The 21,899-nt window shown below is 70.1% G+C and carries 19 protein-coding genes and 4 pseudogenes; 5 read left to right on the forward strand and 18 right to left on the reverse strand.

Going from position 1 to position 21,899, the window contains the following annotated elements; translation table 11 throughout:
* Nucleotides 1–17: 17 nt before the first annotated feature.
* Nucleotides 18–937, reverse strand: a pseudogene (locus BMG07_RS26840) (LysR family transcriptional regulator).
* A gap of 72 nt (nucleotides 938–1,009) precedes the next feature.
* Between BMG07_RS26840 and BMG07_RS26845 the strand changes: the two are divergent.
* The 5 genes and pseudogenes from BMG07_RS26845 to BMG07_RS26865 all read left to right on the forward strand — a co-directional run bounded on the left by BMG07_RS26845 (nucleotide 1,010) and on the right by BMG07_RS26865 (nucleotide 5,119).
* Nucleotides 1,010–1,668: pseudogene (locus BMG07_RS26845) on the forward strand (HAD family hydrolase).
* On the forward strand, nucleotides 1,665–2,654 hold the full coding sequence (locus tag BMG07_RS26850; protein WP_198087090.1) for a tripartite tricarboxylate transporter substrate-binding protein: 990 nt from the start codon (nucleotides 1,665–1,667) through the stop codon (nucleotides 2,652–2,654). Before BMG07_RS26845 ends, BMG07_RS26850 begins: the two are co-directional and overlap by 4 nt.
* Nucleotides 2,655–2,665: 11 nt before the next feature.
* Nucleotides 2,666–3,808 carry a DSD1 family PLP-dependent enzyme gene (locus BMG07_RS26855; RefSeq protein WP_198087091.1) on the forward strand — a complete coding sequence of 381 codons (1,143 nt, stop codon included), beginning with the start codon at nucleotides 2,666–2,668 and terminating at the stop codon, nucleotides 3,806–3,808.
* A 114-nt stretch (nucleotides 3,809–3,922) separates the two neighbouring features.
* Nucleotides 3,923–4,669 carry an inositol monophosphatase family protein gene (locus BMG07_RS26860; protein ID WP_307867083.1) on the forward strand — a complete coding sequence of 249 codons (747 nt, stop codon included), beginning with the start codon at nucleotides 3,923–3,925 and terminating at the stop codon, nucleotides 4,667–4,669.
* Nucleotides 4,670–4,693: 24 nt separating this feature from the next.
* Nucleotides 4,694–5,119 carry an N-acetyltransferase gene (locus BMG07_RS26865; RefSeq protein ID WP_198087093.1) on the forward strand — a complete coding sequence of 142 codons (426 nt, stop codon included), beginning with the start codon at nucleotides 4,694–4,696 and terminating at the stop codon, nucleotides 5,117–5,119.
* Between the two features lie 49 nt (nucleotides 5,120–5,168).
* On the opposite strand, the gene BMG07_RS26870 is transcribed toward BMG07_RS26865, so the two are convergent.
* From BMG07_RS26870 to BMG07_RS26935, 17 genes and pseudogenes are all read right to left on the reverse strand, one after another.
* On the reverse strand, nucleotides 5,169–6,668 hold the full coding sequence (locus BMG07_RS26870) for a mannose-1-phosphate guanylyltransferase/mannose-6-phosphate isomerase (protein WP_198087094.1): 1,500 nt from the start codon (nucleotides 6,666–6,668) through the stop codon (nucleotides 5,169–5,171).
* 21 nt (nucleotides 6,669–6,689) lie between these two features.
* Nucleotides 6,690–7,466 carry a response regulator transcription factor gene (locus BMG07_RS26875; protein WP_198087095.1) on the reverse strand — a complete coding sequence of 259 codons (777 nt, stop codon included), beginning with the start codon at nucleotides 7,464–7,466 and terminating at the stop codon, nucleotides 6,690–6,692.
* Nucleotides 7,459–7,833 (reverse strand): hypothetical protein, encoded by a 375-nt coding sequence (locus BMG07_RS45060; RefSeq protein ID WP_374221319.1) that lies wholly within the window; start codon nucleotides 7,831–7,833, stop codon nucleotides 7,459–7,461. Before BMG07_RS45060 ends, BMG07_RS26875 begins: the two co-directional genes overlap by 8 nt.
* Nucleotides 7,812–8,566 (reverse strand): annotated as a pseudogene (gene galE / locus BMG07_RS26880) (UDP-glucose 4-epimerase GalE). The gene BMG07_RS45060 and the pseudogene galE overlap by 22 nt, the downstream one beginning before the upstream one ends.
* A 30-nt stretch (nucleotides 8,567–8,596) precedes the next feature.
* Nucleotides 8,597–9,829, reverse strand: a complete 1,233-nt coding sequence (locus BMG07_RS26885; protein WP_198087096.1) for a glycosyltransferase WbuB — start codon at nucleotides 9,827–9,829, stop codon at nucleotides 8,597–8,599.
* Nucleotides 9,826–11,124 carry a lipopolysaccharide biosynthesis protein gene (locus BMG07_RS26890; protein WP_198087097.1) on the reverse strand — a complete coding sequence of 433 codons (1,299 nt, stop codon included), beginning with the start codon at nucleotides 11,122–11,124 and terminating at the stop codon, nucleotides 9,826–9,828. The genes BMG07_RS26885 and BMG07_RS26890 overlap by 4 nt, the downstream gene beginning before the upstream one ends.
* Before the next feature lie 31 nt (nucleotides 11,125–11,155).
* Complete coding sequence (locus tag BMG07_RS42845) at nucleotides 11,156–13,105, reverse strand: hypothetical protein (RefSeq protein WP_269759410.1); 1,950 nt, start codon at nucleotides 13,103–13,105, stop codon at nucleotides 11,156–11,158.
* Nucleotides 13,102–14,181, reverse strand: coding sequence for a glycosyltransferase (locus BMG07_RS26905; protein ID WP_198087098.1), 1,080 nt, complete (start codon nucleotides 14,179–14,181; stop codon nucleotides 13,102–13,104). Before BMG07_RS26905 ends, BMG07_RS42845 begins: the two co-directional genes overlap by 4 nt.
* 7 nt (nucleotides 14,182–14,188) lie before the next feature.
* Nucleotides 14,189–15,529 (reverse strand): hypothetical protein, encoded by a 1,341-nt coding sequence (locus tag BMG07_RS26910; RefSeq protein ID WP_269759411.1) that lies wholly within the window; start codon nucleotides 15,527–15,529, stop codon nucleotides 14,189–14,191.
* Nucleotides 15,530–15,545: 16 nt separating this feature from the next.
* Nucleotides 15,546–16,670, reverse strand: coding sequence for a GDP-mannose 4,6-dehydratase (gene gmd, locus BMG07_RS26915; protein WP_198087099.1), 1,125 nt, complete (start codon nucleotides 16,668–16,670; stop codon nucleotides 15,546–15,548).
* A complete protein-coding gene (locus tag BMG07_RS26920; protein WP_198087100.1) occupies nucleotides 16,663–17,649 on the reverse strand; it encodes a GDP-L-fucose synthase in 987 nt (328 codons plus the stop codon). The genes gmd and BMG07_RS26920 overlap by 8 nt, the downstream gene beginning before the upstream one ends.
* A gap of 36 nt (nucleotides 17,650–17,685) precedes the next feature.
* Nucleotides 17,686–18,386 (reverse strand): annotated as a pseudogene (locus tag BMG07_RS26925) (sugar transferase).
* Nucleotides 18,383–19,054, reverse strand: a complete 672-nt coding sequence (locus tag BMG07_RS42850; RefSeq protein ID WP_269759412.1) for a CpsD/CapB family tyrosine-protein kinase — start codon at nucleotides 19,052–19,054, stop codon at nucleotides 18,383–18,385. Before BMG07_RS42850 ends, BMG07_RS26925 begins: the two are co-directional and overlap by 4 nt.
* On the reverse strand, nucleotides 19,054–20,085 hold the full coding sequence (locus BMG07_RS42855) for a GNVR domain-containing protein (RefSeq protein ID WP_307867079.1): 1,032 nt from the start codon (nucleotides 20,083–20,085) through the stop codon (nucleotides 19,054–19,056). Before BMG07_RS42855 ends, BMG07_RS42850 begins: the two co-directional genes overlap by 1 nt.
* A 71-nt stretch (nucleotides 20,086–20,156) precedes the next feature.
* Nucleotides 20,157–20,699 carry a Wzz/FepE/Etk N-terminal domain-containing protein gene (locus BMG07_RS42860; RefSeq protein WP_269759413.1) on the reverse strand — a complete coding sequence of 181 codons (543 nt, stop codon included), beginning with the start codon at nucleotides 20,697–20,699 and terminating at the stop codon, nucleotides 20,157–20,159.
* A 38-nt stretch (nucleotides 20,700–20,737) separates the two neighbouring features.
* Nucleotides 20,738–21,046 carry a hypothetical protein gene (locus tag BMG07_RS44310; protein WP_307867080.1) on the reverse strand — a complete coding sequence of 103 codons (309 nt, stop codon included), beginning with the start codon at nucleotides 21,044–21,046 and terminating at the stop codon, nucleotides 20,738–20,740.
* Nucleotides 21,025–21,858 carry a polysaccharide biosynthesis/export family protein gene (locus BMG07_RS26935; protein WP_307867081.1) on the reverse strand — a complete coding sequence of 278 codons (834 nt, stop codon included), beginning with the start codon at nucleotides 21,856–21,858 and terminating at the stop codon, nucleotides 21,025–21,027. The genes BMG07_RS44310 and BMG07_RS26935 overlap by 22 nt, the downstream gene beginning before the upstream one ends.
* Nucleotides 21,859–21,899 lie beyond the last annotated feature (41 nt).

Below are 21,899 nucleotides of genomic sequence, written 5' to 3' on the forward strand. Positions count from 1 at the left end.
GCCTGCCTTCGGCGCTCTTATTTGCGTGTGTCGCCGAAGCTCGCGACGAGGAACTCGACGATGGCCTGCACGCGCGCCGTGCGCCCCTTGCGGCTCGGCACCAGCAGCGTGACGGGCGCGCTGTCGAACTGCCAGTCGGCCAGCACGCGCACCAGCGTGCCGCGCGCCACCGCGTCGGCCGCGTCCCATTCGGAGCGCAGCACCAGGCCCATGCCCTGTTCGGCCCACTGCCGGGCCACGCCGCCGTCGTTGGTGACGTAGGCGGGGGCAATACGCAGCGTCTCGCGGCCGGCGGCGCGCTTGCCGCTGGCAGTGCCGGGGGCCGGGCGCACGTGCCACAGCGTCACGTCTTCGTCGTTCTCGCGGATGCAGACGCAGGCATGCGCCAGCACGTCGCGCGGCGCGCGCGGCACGCCGTGCTGGCGCAGGTAGGCGAGGCTGGCGCACAGCCAGCGCTCGTTGGCGCTCAGCGTGCGCGCCACCCACGACGAATCGCGCACCGTGCCGATGTGGATCACCGCGTCGGCGTCGTGCCGGTCGGGCCATGGCGTTTCGCGCAGGTCGAGCTGCACGTTCAGGCCCGGGTGCAGACGGGCGAAGCGCGCGAGCATCGGCGCGATGTACTGCCGGCCGTAGCCGAAGGGCGCGGCGATGCGCAGCGTGCCGGTCAGGCGGCGGTCGTCGCGCTGCATCGATTCGCGCAAGCCCTCGATCTGCCCGAGCAGCGCCTCGGCCTCGCGCGCGAAGCGTTCGCCCTCGGGCGTGAGGCTCAGCCGGCGCGCGGTGCGGCTGGCCAGCGAGAGGCCGAGCGTGGCCTCCAGCTTGCGCAGGCGCATCGACAGCGCGGGCGCGTGACGTCGAGCGCGCGCGCCGCCGCGCTCAGTGAAGGCTCGCGCAGCAGGGCGGCCGCGAGCTGCATGTCCTCGATCTGGATCATTAACTTGTGCTTAACGATTGATGAGCCTGCATTGAAGCACAAGCAGGGCCTTCGACCGTACAGTCCGTGGCCATGCAAACACCCATCGCCCCGCCGAGCTACCCCCGCGCCGTGCTGTTCGACCTGCTCACGGCACTGCTCGATTCCTGGACCGTCTGGAACGCCGCCGCCGGCTCCGAAGACAAAGGCCGCGCATGGCGCGCCGAATACCTGCGGCTGACCTACGGCTGCGGCGCCTACGTGCCCTACGAGCAACTCGTGAAAGACGCCGCGCGCAACACCGGCATGGCCGACACCGCCCCCGACGCGCTCGAAGCGCAGTGGGACACGCTGCCCGTGTGGGACGCGCGCGCGAGCTGCTGCTGGCGCTCAAGCCGCACTGCCAGCTCGCCGTGGTCACCAACTGCTCGCGGCGCCTGGGCCACCGCGCGGCGGCGCGGCTGGGCATCGACTGGGACGCCGTCGTCACCTCCGAAGAGGCCGGCTTCTACAAGCCCGACCCGCGCCCGTACCGCATGGCGCTCGACCGGCTGGGCGTGAAGGCCGAAGACGCGGCCTTCGTCGCCGGCTCGGGCTACGACATGTTCGGCACTTCGGCGGTCGGCCTGCGCACCTACTGGCACAACCGCGTGGGCCTTGCGCTGCCGCAGGGCGCGCCGTCGCCTGAACTGCAAGGCCCGACGCTCGCACCGGCGCTGCCGTGGCTGCGGTCTTTCGGGAGCAAGGCGTGACGCGGGCCGTGCTCCTTCGCGGCCTGCTCGCCTTGACAGCGGCGTTCGCCGTGCATGCGCCGGCGCTGGCGCAGGCGAACGCTTTTCCGCAACGTCCCGTGACGCTGATCGTTCCGTTCCCGCCGGGCGGCCCCAGCGATGCATTGGCACGCGGTTTCGCGCTGCACATGGGCAAGCAGTTGGGCCAGCCCGTCATCATCGAGAACGTGGCGGGGGCGGGCGGCACCATCGGCCTGACCAAGGTCGCGAAGGCCGCGCCCGACGGCTACACGCTCGGCTTTGGCACCATCGGCACGCACGTGGCCAACGTGGCGCTGTACAAGAAGCTGCCCTACGACCCCGAGAAAGACTTCCTGCCTGTCGGCCTCGCGGGCTCCGCGCCCATGCTGCTGCTGGCGCGCGCCGACCTGCCGGCCAACGACCTCAAGGAATTCGTCGCGTGGCTGGGCACCCACAAGGCCAAGGCCTCGTTCGGCAGCGCGGGCATCGGGTCGATCTCGCACTACGGCTGCGTGCTGCTGCTGTCCGCCCTGAAGCAGAACGTGGCGCACATCCCCTACAAGGGCGTGGCCCCGGCCATGAACGACCTGATGGGCGGGCAGACCGACTTCATGTGCGACCAGACGACCACCGCGCTGCCGCAGGTGGCGGCCGGCAAGGTGAAGGCGCTGGCCGTGCTGTCCGCGACGCGGCTGACGCAGTTGCCGAAAACAGGCACGGCCGCCGAGGCCGGCCTTGCGCTCGACGTGCGGGCCTGGAACGCCATCTTCGCGCCGCGCGGCACGCCCGAGCCCGCCATGGCCCGTTTGCGCGCCGCGCTGGCGGACACCGCGGCCGACCCCGAATTTCGCAAGCAGATGCTGGCCGTGGGCGTGGACCTGCCCGGCGCCGATGCCCTCCAACCCGCCGCCGTGTCCGCGCTCATTGCGCGCGGCTTGCGCGACGACGTGCCCGCGCTCAAGGCCAAGGGCGACTACCTCGACTGATGGACGATTTCATGAACGACACCCTGGCCACCATCGACACCCCCGCGGCCCTCATCGACCGTTCGCGCATGCAGCGCAACATTGCGCGCATGCAGCAGCGCATGAACACGCTCGGCGTGCGCTTCAGGCCGCACGTCAAGACCACCAAGTGCATCGACGTGGCCATCGCGCAGCGCGACGCGGGCGCGCAGGGCATCACCGTGTCCACGCTGAAGGAGGCCGACCAGTTCTTTGCCGCCGGCTTCACCGACATCCTCTATGCCGTGGGCATGGCGCCGCACCGGCTGCCGCATGCACTGGACCTGCGCCGGCGCGGCTGCGCGCTGACGATCCTCACGGACGGCGCGGTGTCGGCGTGCGCCATCGCCGAATTCGGCCGCGCGAACGGCGAGGCTTTCGACGTGCTGATCGAGGTCGACACCGACGGCCACCGCTCGGGCATCCGCCCCGATGAAGACACGCTGCTCGACGTGGCCCGCGTGCTGCACGAAGGCGGCATGCGACTGCGCGGCGTGATGACGCACGCCGGCTCCAGCTACGACCTGGACACGCCGCAAGCCCTGCGCGCCATGGCCGAGCAGGAGCGCGCGGGCTGCGTACACGCCGCCCGACGCCTGCGCGACGCGGGCCTGCCGTGCCCCGTGGTCAGCATGGGCTCCACGCCCACCGCGCTGATGGCCGAGGCGCTCGACGGCGTGACCGAAGTGCGGGCCGGCGTCTACGTGTTCTTCGACCTGGTGATGCGCAACGTCGGCGTGTGCACCGAAGACGACATTGCGCTGAGCGTGCTCACCACCGTGATCGGCCACCAGGGCGACAAGGGCTGGGCCATCGTCGACGCGGGCTGGATGGCCATGAGCCGCGACCGGGGCACGCAGAAACAGAAGCGCGACTTCGGTTTCGGCCAGGTCTGCGACGTGAACGGCCGGGTGCTCGAGGGCTATGTGCTCAGCGGTGCGAACCAGGAGCACGGCATCCTGTCGCGCGAAGGCGAGCCCGACACCGGCATTGCGCAGCGCTTTCCGATTGGCACGCGCCTGCGCATCCTGCCGAACCACGCCTGCGCGACCGGGGCGCAGTTTCCCGAGTACCACGCGCTCTCGGAAGAGGAAGACGGTGCGCTGCAGACCTGGGGACGCTTCCACGGCTGGTAAGGTGGTGCCGGCGCCTGATTCTTGGTAACTTGCGCCTGCATGACCAAATCCGCACACCCCGCGACGCTGCGAAGCGTCGAGCCGATCCTTCGCCATGCCGCCGACACGTTGATCGTGCCGCGATGGCAGCGGCTTCAGCAGGCCGACGCCACGGAGAAATCTCCCGGCGAGTGGGTGACGGTCGTCGACCGTGAAGTGGAAGAGGTCGTTTCCGCCGGCCTGCGGCAGCTGATTCCCGGCTCGGTGGTCGTGGGCGAAGAGCAGTGCGCGGCCGAGCCGCAGCTGATCGAGCGTGTGGGCGATGGCATCGCGTGGCTCGTCGACCCGCTGGACGGCACCGGCAACTTCATCGCGGGCCGTCCGCCCATTTCGCTGATGGTCGCGCTGCTGGAAGGCGGCGAGACGGTCGCGGCATGGATGCTGGACCCGTTGACCGGCACGATGCACCGCGCCGAAAGAAACGGCGGTGCGTGGCGCGATGGCGAACGCATTGCGGTGGCGCCGGAGCCTGCCGTACTGCGGCGGGGCATCGTCAAGACGCGCTTCCTGCCCGAAGCGCTCAAGGCCCGCATCGCCTCGTCGACCGCGGCCGTGGAGGTGCAGGCCGGCAGCAATTGCGCGGGGGCGGACTATCCGGACATTGCCAGGGGCGACAGCGACTTCGCGCTGTACTGGCGCGTTCTGCCGTGGGACCACGCGCCGGGCGCCTTGTTCCTGCGTGAAGCCGGAGGGCATGTGGCGCGGCTGGACGGCGGCGCGTACCGGCCGGGGGAACAGCGGGAGGGCTTGCTCGCGGCGCGCAGTCGCGCGTTGTGGGAGCAGGCGCGTGAATTCGTGGCGACGGGGGATGCGGCATCATGATCGGCCCAGCCAGCGAAATACGTCATGCACTCACTCGACATCCAGGTCTCCAACAGCGTCGATCCAGCTTTCGAAGCCCTGCTCGTGCAAGGGCTCAGTGACTTCAACGACGCCGTGACCGGCTATGGCGACCGGCAGCCGCTGTCGGTCGTCGTGACGGATTCGCACACGAACGAAGCGATCGGCGGCGCCTCGGGCCGATCCGCGCTGGGCTTGCTGTTCCTTGATCTTTTCTATCTTCCTGAATCGCTTCGCGGGCGCGGCGTGGGCTCCGAAGTCCTGCGCAAGTTCGAGGCCGAGGGCAAGCGGCGCGGCTGCATTTCCGCCGTGCTGTACACGATCAGCTTCCAGGCGCCGGAGTTCTACCAGCGCCACGGCTGGCGTGTGTTCGGCGAGATCCCGTGCGCGCCCGAGGGAGCCAGCCGCATCTTCCTGACGAAGTCGCTGTGACAGCCCTGGTGCCGCGTGCCCCTGCAACAGCACCCCGACACTCAGTGACTCACAGGCGCATGCAGCACCGCCGTCGCCCCCGCGCCCGCTGAGTTGGTCGCGGGCGCGGCGGCGCCGCATCCGCCAGCGTGCGCGCCGGCCCGCAGCGCCCGTAGGTGTCGTCGAAGCGCACGATGTCGTCCTCGCCGAGGTAGCCGCCGGTCTGCACCTCGATCACCTCGAGCATGGTCTTGCCGGGGTTCTCCAGCCGGTGGATGGCGCCCGAGGGCAGGTAGATCGATTCGTTCTCGCGCACCAGCGTGACCGCGCCGTTGCAGGTGGCAAGGGCGGTGCCCTTGACCACGATCCAGTGCTCGGCGCGGTGGTGGTGCATCTGCAGCGACAACTGCGCGCCCGGCTTCACGGTGAGCCGCTTCACCTGGAAGCGCTCGCCCATGTCCACGCTGTCGTACGCGCCCCAGGGCCGCACCACGCGCCGGTGCGCGGTGGCCTCGGCGCAGCCTTCGAGCGAGAGCTTGCGCACCACGTCGGCCACCTGCTCGGCGCAGCCCGCGGCGGCCACCAGCACGGCGTCGGGCGTGTCCACGATGATCAGGTCTTGCGTGCCCAGCGCCACCACCGGCCGGTGCGGCGCATGGACAAAAGTGTTGCGCGCATTCAGCGCCCTGGCCTTGCCGCTCAGGCGGTTGCCGGCGTCGTCGGCAGGGTAGAGGTCGGACACCGCGTTCCAGCTGCCGACGTCGCTCCAGGCGCCTTCGAACTTCACCACCGCGATGTCCTTGTGCTTCTCGAGCACGGCGTAGTCGATGCTGTCGGCGCGGCAGGCCGAGAAGGCTTCGCGGTCGAGCCGAAGGAAGCTGCCGTCGACGGGCACGTCGGCGGTCGCGCGCTCGCAGGCCAGCAGGATGTCGGGCGCATGCGCGCGCAGCGCCGCGATGAGCGTGCGGGCCCGCACGAGAAAGATGCCCGCGTTCCAGCAGTAGCCGCCGTGCAGGATCAGCGTCTCGGCCACGCGGGCAGATGGCTTCTCGACGAAGCGCACCACCGCCTGGCTGCGGCCGTCGCCCGACGCCGGCCCCGCCTCGATGTAGCCGTACGCCGTGCTCGGAAAACTCGGCACCACGCCGAAGGTGACGATGTGCCCGGCCAGCGCCGCGTCGATGCCGCCGCGCACCGTTTTCGCGAACAGCGCCGCATCGGGAATGTGGTGGTCGGCCGGCGCGAACAGCAGCAGGTCGTCGGGGTCGGCCAGCAGGGCGGCGGCAGCCATGGCCGCGGCGGTGTTGCGCGCCACCGGCTCCAGGATCTGCCGGCCCGACACGCCCGCGCCCTCGACCGTTTCCTTCACCAGGAAGCGGTGGTCTTCCGACGCGATGCAGGTGATGTCGGTGTTGAGCCCGGCCAGCCGTTCGAGCGTCAGGTGCAGCAGGCTCTTGCCGCCCAGCAGAGGCGCGAACTGCTTGGGCAGCGCCTTGCGCGAGAGCGGCCACAGGCGCGTGCCGCTGCCGCCGCACAGGACCACGGGATGGATGGTGGAGGTGGAGTTCATGATCGCCTGCCTTGAAATCAATCAGATCAGCCCGGAATACGCCGCGTAGCTCACGGCCTGCGCGCGCGAATGCACGTGCAATTTCTTGTAGATGTTCTTGATGTGCGCATTGACGGTCTGCCCCGAGATGCCGAGCTTCAGCCCGATCTCTTCGGTGACGTGGCCGTGCGCCACGAAGCGCAGGATCTCGCACTCGCGGCTGGTGAGCGTGGTCTCGCGCGTGGGCGGGTCGCCCGCCGGCGGCGGGCTGCCGGGCCGGTGGCTCAGCCGCGACAGCAGCCGCCGCGCCAGCCGCGGCGTGATGGCCGCGCCGCCGTTGACCACCTGCAGCACCGCCTGCGCAAAGCTCTGCAGCCAGGCGTCCTTCAGCAGGTAGCCGGTCGCGCCCAGCTCGAAGGCGTGCAGCACGTGCGTCTCGTCCTCGAGCGCGGAGATGACGATGATCTCGCAGCCCCGGTGCTGCTTCTGTGCCTCGCGGATCAGGTCGAAGCCGGTGCCGTCGCCCAGGCGCAGGTCGACCATCAGCACGTCGAACTCGTGGGTGGCCAGCAGGCGGCGGCCGTCGCGCAGGCTGCCGGCCTGGCCTTCGAGCTGGATGCGCAGGTCGGACAGCAGCTCCTGCGCGATCACGCGGCGCATGAACTCGTCGTCGTCGACCAGCAGCACGCGCACCGGCGTGCCTTCCTGGCCGGTCAGGAAGCCCGGCCACAAGGGCTGGACCGGGGAGCAGACGCCTGGTGGATAGTCGGCGCGCGCGTCGGGCTGCTCGACGTTCGCTGGTTGTGTGGTGTCAGGCATTGGAGTGTCCCAGGTTGGATTTTTGGAAGAGCGGCAGATCGGCGGGCAACCAGGCGGGGTGCTGCGGCAACAGCGGCACCGGGTCGTCGAAACCGTGCGGGTTCGCGGCCTGCCAGCGCCAGCAGTCCGCGCACATCTGGTCGAGGTCGCGGCGCGCGCGCCAGCCGAGGCGGGCATAGGCGTTGCGCGCGTCGGCCCAATAGGCGGGTGCGTCGCCGGGCCGGCGCGGACCGATGCGCAGCGCAATGCGCCGGCCGCTGGCGCGCTCGAACGCGCAGACCACCTCGAGCACCGAGGCGCCGCGGCCCGTGCCCAGGTTGGTCATGAGGATGCCGGGCTCGCGCGTCACGTGGCGCAGCGCGGCCACGTGCCTTCGGCCACGTCCATCACGTGCACGTAGTCGCGCACGCCGGTGCCGTCGATGGTGGCGTAGTCGGCGCCGTGCACCACCAGGTACTCGCGCTCGCCGGCCGCCACCTGCGAGATGTAGGGCATGAGGTTGTTGGGCGGGCCGTGCGGGCGTTCGCCGAGCAGGCCGCTCTCGTGCGCGCCGATGGGGTTGAAGTAGCGCAGGCAGGCAATGCCCCAGCGCGCGTCGGCGTGCGCCAGGTCGGCCAGCACGTTCTCCACCATGGCCTTGGTGCGGCCGTAGGGATTCACGGCCGCATACGGCGCGGTCTCCGCGATGGGCGAGCGCTGCGCGTCGCCGTACACCGTGGCCGACGACGAGAACACCAGCGTGCGCAGGCCCGCGCGGCCCATGGCCTGCACCAGCGCCAGTGTGCCGGCCAGGTTGACGTCGTAGTAGGCCACCGGGTCGGCCACCGATTCGCCGACCGCCTTCAGCCCCGCCAGATGCACCACCGCCTCGATGGCGTGTTCGGCGAACACCCGGTCGAGCGCCGCGCCGTCGCGCACGTCGAGCGTCAGCAGCAGCGGCTGCACGCCTGTGATGCAGGCCACGCGGTGCAGCGCGCGCGCGTCGCTGTTGGCCAGCGTGTCGAGCACCACGGCTGGTAGCCCGCCGCGATCAGCGCCACGCAGGTGTGGCTGCCGATGAAGCCCGCACCGCCGGTCACGAGGATCTTGGTCGTGGGCATGGCGTGGGCTCCGTGGCGCGCGGCGTCGGGTCAGCCTGCGACGCAGCGCTGCAGTTCCTGTTCCAGGCGCCGCAGGATGGCGTCCTGGTCCAGCGCGGACTCGGCGAAACGCCGGCCGGCCGCGCCCATCTGCTCGCGCAGCTCGCGCGACATGGCGAGCTGCTCGATGGCATCGGCCAGCGCGGCGGCGTCGCCGGGCTCGACCACCATGCCGCGCCCCGTCACCACGTTGCTCAGCTCGGTGCCGGCATGCGCGGTCACGACCACGGCGCGGCCGCTGGCGAGCATGCCGCCCAGCTTCGACGGCATGACCAGGTCGGCCGCGTCGGCGCGCTGCGGCAGCACGTGGATGTCGGCCATGCCCAGCAGTTCGTTGAGCCGCTCGGCCGGCTGCAGGTCGAGAAAATGCACATTGGGCAGCCGGGCGCAGGCGGCCCGCAGCGGCTCGCGGCTCGGGCCGTTGCCCGCGAACACGAAGTGGATGTCGCTGGAGCACACCAGCAGCCGCGCGGCCTCGGCCAGCAGCTCGATGCCTTGCTTGCTGCCCAGGCTGCCCGCGTACAGCACCACCACCGCGTCGTCGGGAATGCCGAGCGTGGGCCGGTAGCCGTAGGGCGCGACCGGGCGCGGCACGGGGTGGATGGCCTTCACGTCCACCCAGTTCGGAAAGAGCACCAGCCGGCTGTCTTCCACACCCTTGCCCCGGGCCTTCTCGACCATCGCGGTGGAAATGGTCGAGATGCGGTTGAAGCGGCTCAGCAGCCAGTGCTCGGCCGACAGCGCGAAGCGCCGTACGCGCTCGCCGCGCACATGGCCCAGGCCGAAGGCCGCATCGACCTCGTAGTCCTGGATGTGCAGCCACGACTTGATGCCCAGCAGCTTCGAGAAGAACAGCACCGACGGCGCGCAGAACAGCGGCGGCTCCACCACGAACACCACGTCGGGCTTCCAGCGCATCTGCGCCAAGAGCAGCGGCATGCTCGAGAGCATGAAAGAAACGAGGTGCCCCACGCGTGCCAGCGCGCGCGGCCGCGAAGGCACCCAGATGGGCGCACGCCACACGGTGATGCCGTTCCACACGCTCTTGCGGTAGGTCCAGGCCGAGTACCCGCCAAACACCGACCACTGCGGAAAGAACGGCGGCGAGGCAATCACGCGCACCTCGTGGCCGTGCGCATGCAGCCACTGCGCCATTTCGCCCGAGTACTTGCCGATGCCGGTCAGCTCGGGCGTGAAGTTCATCGAGTACAGGAGGATCTTCATCGCGTTCCCCTCCGTCCGCCGATGCCGCCGACGGCGCCGATGGCGCCCGGGTGGATCACCCGCGTGATCGGGAAGAAGCCGAACTGCAGGCGCATGCGCGTCTCGTACAGCACGAAGTCGCTCACGCAGGCGATGAAGAACACGTAGTGCGGCCGGCCCGGGAACAGCACGATCACCACGCCGTACGACAGCAGCCGCAGCGCCACCTCCAGCAGCGCCCAGCGGCCGAGCGAGCCCATCGAGGTCTTGAGCGACAGCACCATCTCGTGGTGGATCGTGTAGGTGCGCAGCAGGAAGTACGGCGCAATGCACAGGAAGATGGTGCGCGCCTGCTCGCCCAGCTTCAGCAGCGGCGCGGCCACGGTGATGAGCGCCGCGAGCCCGACGAACAGCGCGCAGCCGAGCAGGAACGAATGCCGTGCCAGCTGCAGCTTCGACGCTGCGAGCTTCTCGGGGTCGGCGTCCATCATGGCCGGCGTCTTGGTGAACAGGAAGGCCTGCACGAACTGCGAGGGCGCCTCCGCCAGCAGAAACGCGAGCTTGAACGCGCCGACGTAGCTCAGCGGCATGAAGAAGGCCACGATCAGCAGGTCCGACTTGCGCAGCAGGAAAGTGAGCAACGAATACACGGTGGCGCTGGCCTGCGATGCCAGGTCGAGCGCATGCCGCCCGGCCGGCGGCGACGCTCCGGGGCGCGACGGAATGCAGATGGCCGCGCACACCACCACGAACGCGAACAGGTTGATGAGCAGCAGGTGCGCCACGCCCAGCTCGAAGCCCAGCGACACGCACACGCCCACGCCCAGCACCAGGATGGTCGAGCGGATGCCCGCCTCGAGGTTCAGCAGCCCCGCGTGGCCCAGGCCCCGGCTGTAGGCCATCCGCAGGCAGTTGAACGAGAACACGGCCAGCGTGAGCACCACCAGCACGAACGGCCCGTCGGCCACGGGCAGCCGCTGCGCCGCGAGGATGACGACGATCAGCGCGGTGGCCAGCGGCAACCCGAAGGCCAGCGTGCGCAGCACGTCGCCCTGTGTCACGGCCGGCGGCACGGCGGCCGCGTTGCGCGAGAACAGCAGCGTGCTGCCCAGCGTGCCCACCACCAGCGCGACTTCCAGCACCGACTGGTAGATGGAGTATTCGCCGAAGCGCGCCGGCGACACATTGGCCGCCATCAGGAAGATGGCCAGGAAGCCCGACAGGTAGACGTACAGCCGCGACACCAGCGCGCCCAGGCCGAGGAGCCGCGCCATGCGCGCGCCGGGCAGTGCAAGGGACGGGCTGAAGGGTTTCATGGCGTGCGGCCGGTTCGGGTTGCGGGGCGGCTTACTTGGCGGCCGGGGCGCGCTGGACGCCGAGCAGCTCGAGCGTCCGGCGCAGGCGCGAGGCGAGCCGGAAGGCCTTGTTCTTGGCGCGACGCGCCACCAGCAGCGCGTAGGTCACGGCGGCGACGGTGCGCATGCGGCCGTGCAGCGCATGCGGCATGGCCATCTTGGCGCTGCCCTGGAAGTGCAGCGCCACCACGTTCGTGCGCCCGCCGCCGGTGGGCGTGAGCCACGGGCGGCCGTCGACATAGGCGATGCGCTTGGCGCCGCCGCGGTAGCGGAACTCCCATGCCAGGTGGTTGTGCGGGCTGTTCACGTTGTGGTCGATGACCTTGCCGTCGAGCACCCGGTTGATCGGGTCGGCATTGCCGCTCGCGCGGGCCCAGAGGTAGAGCAACGTCATGTCGGACACGCCGCCGCGCACGCCGCGCGCGGCAAAGCGCGCCGCGATGTCGCGCAGCTTGCGGCGCCCCGAGGGCGTGAGGTAGGTGTCGAGCACGAAGGCCACGAAGCGCTGCAGGCCGTTGGCGGTCCAGTAGCTCACGTGCGGCGAGATCTGACAGGGGTTCCAGCCGTCGGCCGGCTGGATGAAGGAGCCCGAGAAGTCCGCCTTGCCCGCGAGTTGCCGCACATGCGCACCGATGCCCTGGAACAGCAGCACGTCGCTGTCGACGAGCGCGAAGGCGCGGCAGCCGGGGTTGGCGGCCAGGTACTGCGCGAGCAGGAAGTAGCGCCGGAAGCAGATCTTCTCGAACTCCGGCGGGTTGCTCGACAGGTGCACGTACGCGGCGCGAAAGCGCTCGTAGGCGGGGCCGGCGTCGGTGCCCGACAGCACGATCAATTGCTCCTGCGCCAGCGCCGCGGATTGGCGGCACAGCGCGAGCGTCTTGTTCTGGCGGTCCTCGACGACGATGAAGGGGAGAGCGGGGTTCATGGGTGTGACAGCGTGGTTTGGGGGGAATCGTGGGAATGGCTCAGGGCTTGCGCGTGGTGGCGTTTTCACCAGCGCCACATGCGCGGGGTCGAAGCGCCCCTTGTTGTCTGTCGGCATCTCGAGCGTGAAGAGACCGCGCGCCACGCGGGCCTCGCCGATCCAGTCGCGCAGCTGCTGCACCGTGAAGCGCGCGGGCGCCTCGCGCGCCCAGGAGGCGGTGAGCGGCGTCAGCACATGGAACATCAGCTCCGAGGGCGGCGGCGCGAAATGCGCGGGCGGCTGCAGGTACTCGCCGGCCATGAGGTTCTGGCAGGGCGCGCTCTTCAGGCTGTAGCGCTCCGGGCCCTCGCCGGCGTTGAAGGCCAGCCAGCGGTTGGCCGCGCCGCTGCGCGCGGCGTCGCAGAGCATTTCCCAGCCCGACGCGGTGACGCCCCGGGTGTTGTAGGTGCCGTCGAACCACCAGCCGGCGGCGAGCGGGCCGTAGTGCTCGGACCAGTCGCGGATCACGCTCGACCAGGCGGCGATGAAGCGCGGCGGCGGCGGCTCCTGCTCGGAGATGTCGCCGAGGCAGGCCATCAGCGTCTTGTCGAACTGCGGCGCGCGAAACGGCAGGTACAGGATCATCGCGATGCCCCGGCTGCGCAGCGCCTCGCCGATTTCCAGCGGCAGGTCGCGCGGGGGGCGGTTCTTCACGCTCTCGGGGCACAGCACTTCCAGCGCCGAGTTGGGCGCGATGTACTGGCCGCTGTTCTGGCCGAGCGTCAGGATCAGGTGGGACGCACGCATTTCCGCCAGCGACGAGGCGAAGGCGTTCACGTCGAAGCGCCGGATCTCCCCGACGGACTGCTTCTCGGGCAGGTAATGGATCATCACGCCGAAGCCGGGCACCGGCGGTTCGGGCGGCAGGGCGGGCTGCGGTGGCTGGGCGGTTCCCGCCGCCATCGCGGGCCCGACGAACAGCGCCGCCAGCAGAAACCGGAGGAGCTGCCGCGAGAAGCCGCCGCGCACCGTGGTCATGGCAGGGCCCTCGCCAGCGACACGGCGTCGCGCTTGAGCGTGAGGTAGCGCGCGGCAACCGCCGACGGCGCGCAGGCCTCGGCATGCAGCCATGCCGGGCGCGTGCGCGCGTGCCGCGCCAGGTAGCGCGCGAGCCGGTAGGGATCGCCGGGCGCGCTGCCCACGAAGAAGCCGTAGCCCGAAAACAGCTCTCGGTGCACCGGAATGTCCGACAGCAGCAGCGGCACGCCCAGCGTGGCGGCCTCGGCGGCCGAGAGGTTGAAGCCCTCGAAGGTCGACAGCGAGATGAACGCCGTCGCGCCCTGGTACAGGCGGATCAACTCCACGCGCGACACCAGCCCCCGGTGCCGCACGCAGTCGCGCACCTCGGGCGCCAGCGCGGCGACCATGCGCTCCACGTCGGCCGCGCCGTTGCCGGTGATGTCGAGAAAGTCGACCAGGCCCGCGCTCTTCATGCGCTCGAACAGCGCGAGGATGCCGGCGAAGTTCTTGTGGGGGTAGTAGTGGTAGGCGGCGATCAGGTAGCGCTCCTGCGCCGGCGACGCGTCGGCCGGGACAGGGGCGCGCAGGGCGTCCACCGGGTTGAAGATCACCGACGAATGCGCGCAGCGTGGAAAGTGGCGCTCGAAGTCCTGCAGGCTGCTCTTGCTGATGAACACCGCGTCGGCGGCGCTGCGCGCGATGCGCCACAGGTTCCAGTCCAGCCAGAGCCGCTTGGTCCGGCTGAAGTACTGCGGGTAGGTCTTGTACTGCAGGTCGTGGACGATGACGATGGCGTCCTCGTGGCGGCCGAACGGCGCGAACGGCAGGAAGTAGTTCGGGAACAGCGCATGCACCTGCCGGCCGGTCAGCAGCGCGAGCACGCGGTATGCGTTGTAGAGCAGCGTGTCCAGGATGAAGCGGCTGACCCGCAGGCGCCGCGCCGCCGCGTACAGGCGCGGATGCCGCTCGCTCACGGCCTGCACATGGTCGTCGTGCGACAGCCGCATGCTGCGCAGCAAAACCTCGGAGACGTTCAGCACGCCGCCGGCCCCGGGGTTCAGGCGAATGGTGTCGTAGAACAGATAGGTGGCCATGGGGTGCTCACGGGGTCGGCAGGTTGCGCCGCGCGGTGGGGCGCAGGGCACGCACGCGGCGGGGGCGGCGGGCACGCCGGGCACGGGCGCTCAGAGCGCCGGCGATCACCGCCGCGATCAGGCCCGAGGTCGCGAACGGCCCCCAGCCCAGGATCGGGCCGCGCATGAACGGCACGTAGGCCGACAGCAGCACCAGCGCCGAAAGGTAGCGCCCCGACAGCGCGCGCTGCGGGTCGACCGCCTTGTCGACCAGCCGGAAGCCCGCCGAGATCGCGATGCCCAGCAGCAGCGGGCCCATCATTCCGAAGTCGAAGTACGCCGTGGTGAACGGCGGCAGCGACAGGTTGCTCTGCGAGAAGTTGCCCAGGATGGCCGACCAGCCGAGCGGGTCGAACTCGGGGAACATCTTCAGGTCGCGCGGCAGGAAGAACGAGAAGGCCGACAGCAGGTAGCGGCCCCAGCCCAGGTCGGGAATGGGCGCGCGTTCCAGGATGCCGGCGACCACGAACATGGCGTCGAAGTCCTGGCTGAACGGAAAGGTCGTGAGGCCTTCGCCCCACATGCTGCCGCGCGAGAACAGGTTCAGCACCGGGCCGAGGCCCGCGATGGCGCCGAAGATCACCGCGGCCAGCGTCCAGCGGCGGCTGCGCCCGATGGCGTGAATGAGCAGCGGCAGCAACCCGATCAGCAGGATCTGCCGCGCCGTGTTGACAGGGTTGGCCGCCACGGCCGCCAGCGCCAGCGCCAGCCCCGCCGACGCCCAGGCCCATGGCGTGCGGCGGCGGAACGCGTGGATCGTGAGCGCCACGAAGCACATCAGCACCACCAGCTTGGGCAGCGTCGAGAACACGATGAAGTCGACCGGCACGCTGTCGTCCTCGCCCACGATGCCGCGCGCCACGAAGTTCAGCTCGGGCCGGATGAAGAGCGTCGCGAAGGCCGCGATCGAGCAGCTCAGCAGCAGCAGGAACGGGTGGGCCACGCCCACGGCGCGTGTGTGGTGCAGGCCGGGCAGGTGCGCCGGCGCGTCGTGCATGCCGAAGCGCGCGGCCTCGATGCCGGCCATGTACATCAGCAGCATCACCAGCGCCTGCGTGTGCGCCGCCGTGCCGAGCACGCCGGTTTCCCAGAACTCGACGTCGTTGGCGATCTGCATCGCGGGCGCCAGCGAGAAGTAGGTGAGCAGGGTCGCGTAGTGGATCAGCAGGAACACGCTGCCGCCCGAAGACCCCAGCAGCGACAGCTGCACCAGCGACAGCGCGAACACCGCCGTGTAGCCCCACACGGGATCGACCAGCCCGCACAGCAGGGCGCAGGCAAGGCTGGACCAGAAGGCGAGGGTTCTCATGGTGGGCTCCGCGCGCTCAGGCCTCGATGCTCTGGGGCGTGTGATAGCCGTGGCGCTGCAGCAGCGCGCGGCGCTTGGCCAGCCCGAGGTCGGAGGCGACCATCTCGGCCACCATCTGGTCGAGCGTGACCTCGGGCACCCAACCCAGGTCATCCGCGGCCTTGGCCGGGTTGCCGCACAGCGTTTCCACTTCGGCGGGGCGGAAGTAGCGCGGGTCGACCCGCACCAGCACGTCGCCCACGCAGACGGCCGGCGCGTCGTCGCCTTCGATCGCGCTGACCACGGCCACCTCGTCGAGCCCGCGGCCCTCGAACACCAGCGTGATGCCGAGCTGGCGCGCGGCCTTGGCCACGAACTCGCGGATGCTGTACTGGATGCCCGTGGCGATCACGTAGTCGACCGCCGTGGGCTGCTGCAGCATCAGCCACTGCATGCGCACATAGTCCCTGGCGTGGCCCCAGTCGCGCAGCGCGTTCATGTTGCCCAGGAACAGGCACTGCTCCAGCCCCTGCGCCACGTTGGCCAGCCCGCGCGTGACCTTGCGGGTCACGAAGGTCTCGCCGCGGCGCGGGCTCTCATGGTTGAACAGGATGCCGTTGCACGCGTAGAAGCCGTAGGCCTCGCGGTAGTTGCGGGTGATCCAGTAGGCGTAGAGCTTGGCCGCGCCGTAGGGGCTGCGCGGGTAGAAGGGCGTGCTCTCGCTCTGGCGGCCTTCCTGCACCAGGCCGTAGAGCTCGCTGGTGCTGGCCTGGTAGAAGCGCGTCTTCGATTGCAGGCCCAGCAGCCGGATGGCCTCCAGCAGCCGCAGCGTGCCCAGCGCGTTGATGTCGGCCGTGTATTCGGGGCTCTCGAAGCTCACGGCCACGTGGCTCTGCGCACCGAGGTTGTAGACCTCGTCGGGCTGCACCTCCTGCATGATCCGCGTGAGGTTGCTGCCGTCCGCGAGGTCGCCGTGGTGCAGGTGCAGGTGGCGCTGCGCGATCTCGTGCACGTCGGCGTACAGGTGGTCGATGCGCCCCGTGTTGAACTGCGAGGTGCGCCGCTTGATGCCGTGCACCTCGTAGCCCTTGTCGATCAGCAGTTCGGCCAGGTAGGAGCCGTCCTGGCCCGTGATGCCGGTGATGAGTGCGCGTTTAGGCATGTTCGATCTCTTGGGTGGGCAAGGTGGAAGGGGCCGCCTGGAGGTAGGCGGCATAGGCGCGGCGCAGCCCCTCGGCCAGCGGCACCGTGGGCCGCCAGCCGATGGCTGCGGCGCGCGACACGTCGAGCAGCTTGCGCGGCGCGCCGTCGGGTTGGGTGGCGTCGTAGCGGATGTCGCCCGCGTAGCCGGTGACTTCGCGCACCAGCGCGGCCAGCTCGGCAATCGACACGTCTTCGCCGGTGCCGAGGTTGATGTGGCCGCGCATCGGCGCCGTGTGCCGCGCGTAGGCGGCGCGCGGCAGGTCCATCACGGCAAGGCAACCCTCGGCCATGTCGTCGACATAGAGAAACTCGCGCCGTGCCTGGCCGCTGCCCCAGATGGTCACGTGGGGCGCGTGCGTCTCGCGCGCCAGGTGAAAGCGCTGCAGCAGCGCGGGCACCACGTGGCTGTTTTGCGGGTGGTAGTTGTCGCCGGGGCCGTACAGGTTGCTCGGCATCACGCTGCGGTAGTCGATGCCGTGGCTGGCGCCGTACTGCCGGTTGTAGCTCTCGCACAGCTTCAGGCCCGCGATCTTGGCGATGGCGTAGGGCTCGTTGGTCGGCTCCAGCGGGCCGCCGAGCAGCGCGTCTTCGGCCATGGGCTGTTCGGCCAGCCGGGGGTAGATGCAGCTGGAGCCCAGGAACAGCATGCGCTTCACGCCCGCCGCGAAGGCCTGGTGCGTGACGTTGGCCGCGATCATCAGGTTCTCGTAGATGAATTGCGCGGGGTAGGTCGCGTTGGCATGAATGCCACCGACCCGGGCCGCCGCCAGGTACACCTGGTCGACGGGCTCGGCCGCGAAGAAACGGGCGACCGCCGCCTGGTCGAGCAGGTCGAGCTCGGCGCGGCCGCGCGTGACCACCTCGTGGCCCGCCTGCGCCAGCCGCCGCGTCAGCGCCTGGCCGACCATTCCGCGATGTCCCGCAACAAAGATACGCATGGGTTCTTTCGTGAAGGGTTGTTCGCTCGGCCCCGGCTAGCGCGACCCGTGCGCCCCGGCCACCACCGCAAAGGTCTTCAGCAGGATCACGAAGTCCCGCCCCAGCGACAGCGTGGCCACGTACTCCGCGTCCATCGCCGCGCGGCGGCGGTAGCTGACCTCGTTGCGCCCGCTGATCTGCCACAGGCCCGTGATGCCCGGGCGCACGGCGCAGTAGTGGTTCCAGTAGTGCCCGTACAGCTCCTTCTGCGCGAACATGCAGGGGCGCGGGCCGACCATGCTCATGTCGCCCAGCAGCACGTTCCAGAACTGCGGGAACTCGTCGATGCTGTATTTGCGCAGGAAGGCGCCGAAGCGGGTGATGCGCGGGTCGTGCGCCAGCTTCTGGTACACGGCCCACTCGTGGCGGGCGGCGGGGTTCTCGCGCAGGTGGCGCGCCAGCACGCGTCGGCGTCCGCCACCATCGAGCGGAACTTCAGGAAGCGGAACACCTTGCCGTCCTTGCCGTAGCGCGGCTGCATGTAGATGGCCGGGCTGCCCGAGGTCATGCGCACGCCGAGCCAGATCAGCGCATAGGCCCAGCCGAAGAACAGGAAGAACGAGCCGGCCATCGCGATGTCCGCGGCGCGCTTGGCCACCCGCAGCCAGGGGGCGCCGCCGATCGGCCCGTAGACCGGCGTGTTGGCGGCCGTGCGTGCGGTGGGCCGCGCGGGCGGGGGGGAGCGAAGGGCGCTCATGATGTCGCATGCTCCGGTTCGATGCGCCGGGGCATGACGGTGTCGGCCTCGCCGAGCGCATGCGCCGGTTCGCGCCGGTACATCTCGTAGCCATAGCCGTAGCTGTAGCCGCGGTAGTGGCGCTGCGTGGTGTCGACCGCGTTGAACACCACCCCGTGGAACGCCGCACCCACGTGGCCCAGCCGCTTGACGCTTTCGAGCAGCTCGCCGCTTTCGCTCTGGTCGGCGCGGGCCACCAGCAGCAGCGTGCCCATGCTCGGCGCCATCGCGGCGGTCTCGGAGGCCAGCAGGGTGGGCGGCGCGTCGACGATCACCACGTCGTAGCGCTCGGACAGGGTGGCCAGCGTCTGCGCGAAGACGTCGCTGGTCATCATGCCGGCGGGGTCGGGGTGCAGCGTGCCCGAGGTCATGACGTCCAGGCGCGGCAGCACGTGGTAGTGAATGGCCCGGTCGATCGGCAGGCCGGCGGTGATGATGTCCGACAGCCCGTCCTTGCGCTGCAGCCCGAACTCCTCGCTCAGGGTGCCGCGGCGCAGGTCGGCGTCGACCAGCAGCACGTGCTTGCCCGACGACGCCAGCAGCGTCGCGAAGTTGGACGACACGAAGGTCTTGCCAGCGCCGGCCGTGGCGCTGGAGATCAGCACGCGGTTGTTCGGCGCGCCCATCATCACGAACTTGAGCGCGGTGCGCAGCCGGCGCAGCCCCTCCAGCGCCGGGTCTCGACATGCAGCGCCGCCAGCACCTTCACGCCCGGCTTGCCGCTGCGGATGGCGCGGTCGAGCACGCGCTGCTGGGTGCTCAGCGCGATGGTGCTGTACACGTTGAGCCCCGTCACGGCCTCGATCTCGTCGGGGCTGGCGATGGACTTTCTGAGCGTCTTGCGCAGCAGCGCCACGGCACCGCTGAGAAAGAGCCCGCCCGCCAGCGACAGCGCCATGACGATCAGCGCCTTGGGCCGCACCGGCTTCTCGGGCAGCAGCGCCTGGTCGAGCACGCGCACGTTGGCCACTTTGCCTTCCTTGGCCAGGCGCATCTGCAGCGAGCTGTTCAAGAGCGTCGCATAGAGGTCGGTGTTGACCTTGATGTCGCGCTGCATGCGCAGCGAGTTCTGCTGCAGCATCGGCATGCGGCGGATGCGCCCGTCGACCGCGCCCAATTCCTTCTTGAGCGAGGCGATCTGCGTGTCCAGCGTCTGCACGGCCGGGTGCGCGGCGGTGAAGCGGCCCACCAGGTCCAGGCGCTTCTGCTTGGCGTCCAGCAGCTTGGCCTGCAGGTCGACGTTCTGCGACAGCGCGTTGCGGGCCTCGTCGTCTAGGCTGATGGTGCCGTTCTGGTTGCGGTACTGGTTGTAGCTGTCTTCCGACTGCTCCAGCTGGGCCTTGAACTTGGGCAGCTCGGTGCCCAGGAAGGCCAGGGCGCGTTCGGCCTGCACGGTCTTCTGGTCGATGTTCTGGCGCACGTACAGGCGCGAGATCTCGTTGAGCACGTCGGCCAGCTGGCCGCGGTTCTCGGCCTGCATGCTGATGTCCATCACGCCCGACTGCTTGCCTTTCTCGACCACGCGCAGGTCTTTCTGCAGGCCCAGCAAGGTGAGCTGCTTGGAGTAGCGCACCAGCTCGAAGGCGCCGCCGGGCTCCGCGTCGAACGAGCCCACCAGCAGGTGCAGCGCGCCGCCCGGCACGGTGGCGTCCAGCGGCACGCCGACCTTGCCCTGCAGCGACGTGTCCAGGCCGGGGTTGCTCAGCGTGTAGCTGCCGTCGGTGCCCGCGGTCAGCAGGAACTTCTTGCCCTCGAGGCCGGCGGCACGTCCATCTGCGCGACGGCGATGCGCTCGGTGCCCGACACGTAGTTGCCCATGCCCAGCACGCCGGGCGTGGACAGCTGGGTCGAATGCCGCGCGAGGAATTCGCCGATCACGGGGATGTAGTGCGGCCTGGCGCTGATGAAGAGCCGGGTGTTCTCCATGGCCTGGCCCAGCACCATGCGCGAACGCAGGATCTCGGTCTCGCCGGCGGTCGGCGTCTTCACGCTGATGCCGCCGCCGCCGTTGGCGTCGCCCGGAAAATTGCCGCCCGCCCGATCGGGGTCTTCGACCTGGATCAGGATGTTGGCCTCGTACACGCGTGGACCGAAGAGCGCGTAGCACGCCCCCCCGATCAGCGCCAGCGCCGTCACCGTGGCAATCAGCCAGCGGCTGTCGATCAGGATGTCCAGGTATTCCTGGAACCGTGACTCCCGCACCCAGGTGGCCTCGACCATGGGCACAGGGGCGGCCGCGGGGGCCGGGAGCGAAGCTTGCCAACGCGCGTTCATGGGGTTCACCTTTTCGTGCGGGAAGGGGGCCGTATCGCTTACCGCCGGGCGGTGTCGCGGGCGAGGTTGACGACCTGGGCCGCCGGAAGAATCAGGCTGAACACGCGGCTCCACGACACCAGCGGCACGTGGTCGACGTACACCACGTCGCGCGGCAGCAGCTCGAAGCGGTCGGCCAGCGCCAGCGCCACCGGGTTCTTCGCGTTGAGGTTGAAGATCTGCTGGCGGTCGGGGTTGTCCGGCGCGTTGCGCACCACGTAGATCTGGCCGGGGTCGGAGGTCGCGAGGTCGGGGCCGCCCACGTCGCCCAGCGCCTCGTTCAGGCTCAGCCGGCCGTTCTGGCGCATCTGCAGCGCCGACGCGCCCGCACTTCGCCCATCACGTAGACCCGGCTGTCCTCGCGGGTGCCGACGTTCACGATGTCGCCGTTGCGCAGCGGAATGCTGTTGGCGTCCACGCCCAGGGACTGCAGCATCGCCAGGTCGAGCACCGTGGAGCGGCCGCCGCGTGTCAGCGTGATGCGCGAGCGGTCGCCGATCTGCGTGAAGCTGCCGGCGCGGCTGATGGCTTCCGACAGCGTCATCGGCACGTCGGTGAAGATCTGCAGGCCGGGCGTGCGCACCTCGCCCTGCACATAGGCACGCTGGCTGCGGAACGACTGGATGCGCACCGACACCTGCGGGTCTTTGACGAAGGCCTTGATGCGGCGCGCGACCAGTTCCGAGGCGCCGCTTTCGGTCAGGCCCTGCACCTTGGTGCGCCCGATGTAGGGAAAGAAGATCTCGCCCTTGGCGTCGACGATGAAGCCGGGTGCCACGGTCACGCCGGTCGGGTCGGATTGCTGCGCGATCACCGCGCCGGCGTTGGGCAGCAGCTCCGGATGGTCGTACACGATGATGCCCACCACGTCCCCCGGCCCGATGGTGTAGACCGGCACCGGCGCGAACAGGCGCTTCACGTCTTCGGACACGGCCGTGGGCCGCTGCGCGATCTGCGCGCGGATCAGGTCGGGCGTGATCTGGATGATCTTGCCGTTGTCGCCGGAGGCCGATGCGGTGGCGTCGCCGTTGGCGCTGGTGAAGCCGAGGCGCCCGGCGAGCCGAAGCCCGGCGCGCAGCCCGCCAGCCCGAGCGACAGCAGCAACGCCAGGCCGAGCCATCGCAGCCTGTACTCCGCAAGGGCCAGGGCCGAGAGTGTGCG

The organism is Variovorax sp. E3 (genome assembly GCF_016082275.1).
In the GTDB taxonomy this organism is placed as follows: domain Bacteria; phylum Pseudomonadota; class Gammaproteobacteria; order Burkholderiales; family Burkholderiaceae_C; genus Variovorax.

Excerpts from the sequence above, each read along its gene's own strand:
- BMG07_RS26855 (WP_198087091.1), top strand. The coding sequence starts at position 2,666 with ATGAACGACACCCTGGCCACCATCGACACCCCCGCGGCCCTCATCGAC.
- BMG07_RS26865 (WP_198087093.1), top strand. The coding sequence starts at position 4,694 with ATGCACTCACTCGACATCCAGGTCTCCAACAGCGTCGATCCAGCTTTC.
- BMG07_RS26870 (WP_198087094.1), bottom strand. The coding sequence starts at position 6,668 with ATGAACTCCACCTCCACCATCCATCCCGTGGTCCTGTGCGGCGGCAGC.
- BMG07_RS26875 (WP_198087095.1), bottom strand. The coding sequence starts at position 7,466 with ATGCCTGACACCACACAACCAGCGAACGTCGAGCAGCCCGACGCGCGC.
- BMG07_RS26885 (WP_198087096.1), bottom strand. The coding sequence starts at position 9,829 with ATGAAGATCCTCCTGTACTCGATGAACTTCACGCCCGAGCTGACCGGC.
- BMG07_RS26890 (WP_198087097.1), bottom strand. The coding sequence starts at position 11,124 with ATGAAACCCTTCAGCCCGTCCCTTGCACTGCCCGGCGCGCGCATGGCG.
- BMG07_RS42845 (WP_269759410.1), bottom strand. The coding sequence starts at position 13,105 with ATGACCACGGTGCGCGGCGGCTTCTCGCGGCAGCTCCTCCGGTTTCTG.
- BMG07_RS26905 (WP_198087098.1), bottom strand. The coding sequence starts at position 14,181 with ATGGCCACCTATCTGTTCTACGACACCATTCGCCTGAACCCCGGGGCC.
- BMG07_RS26910 (WP_269759411.1), bottom strand. The coding sequence starts at position 15,529 with ATGAGAACCCTCGCCTTCTGGTCCAGCCTTGCCTGCGCCCTGCTGTGC.
- gmd (WP_198087099.1), bottom strand. The coding sequence starts at position 16,670 with ATGCCTAAACGCGCACTCATCACCGGCATCACGGGCCAGGACGGCTCC.
- BMG07_RS26920 (WP_198087100.1), bottom strand. The coding sequence starts at position 17,649 with ATGCGTATCTTTGTTGCGGGACATCGCGGAATGGTCGGCCAGGCGCTG.
- BMG07_RS42850 (WP_269759412.1), bottom strand. The coding sequence starts at position 19,054 with ATGATGGGCGCGCCGAACAACCGCGTGCTGATCTCCAGCGCCACGGCC.
- BMG07_RS42860 (WP_269759413.1), bottom strand. The coding sequence starts at position 20,699 with ATGAACGCGCGTTGGCAAGCTTCGCTCCCGGCCCCCGCGGCCGCCCCT.
- BMG07_RS44310 (WP_307867080.1), bottom strand. The coding sequence starts at position 21,046 with ATGCGCCAGAACGGCCGGCTGAGCCTGAACGAGGCGCTGGGCGACGTG.
- BMG07_RS26935 (WP_307867081.1), bottom strand. The coding sequence starts at position 21,858 with ATGGCTCGGCCTGGCGTTGCTGCTGTCGCTCGGGCTGGCGGGCTGCGC.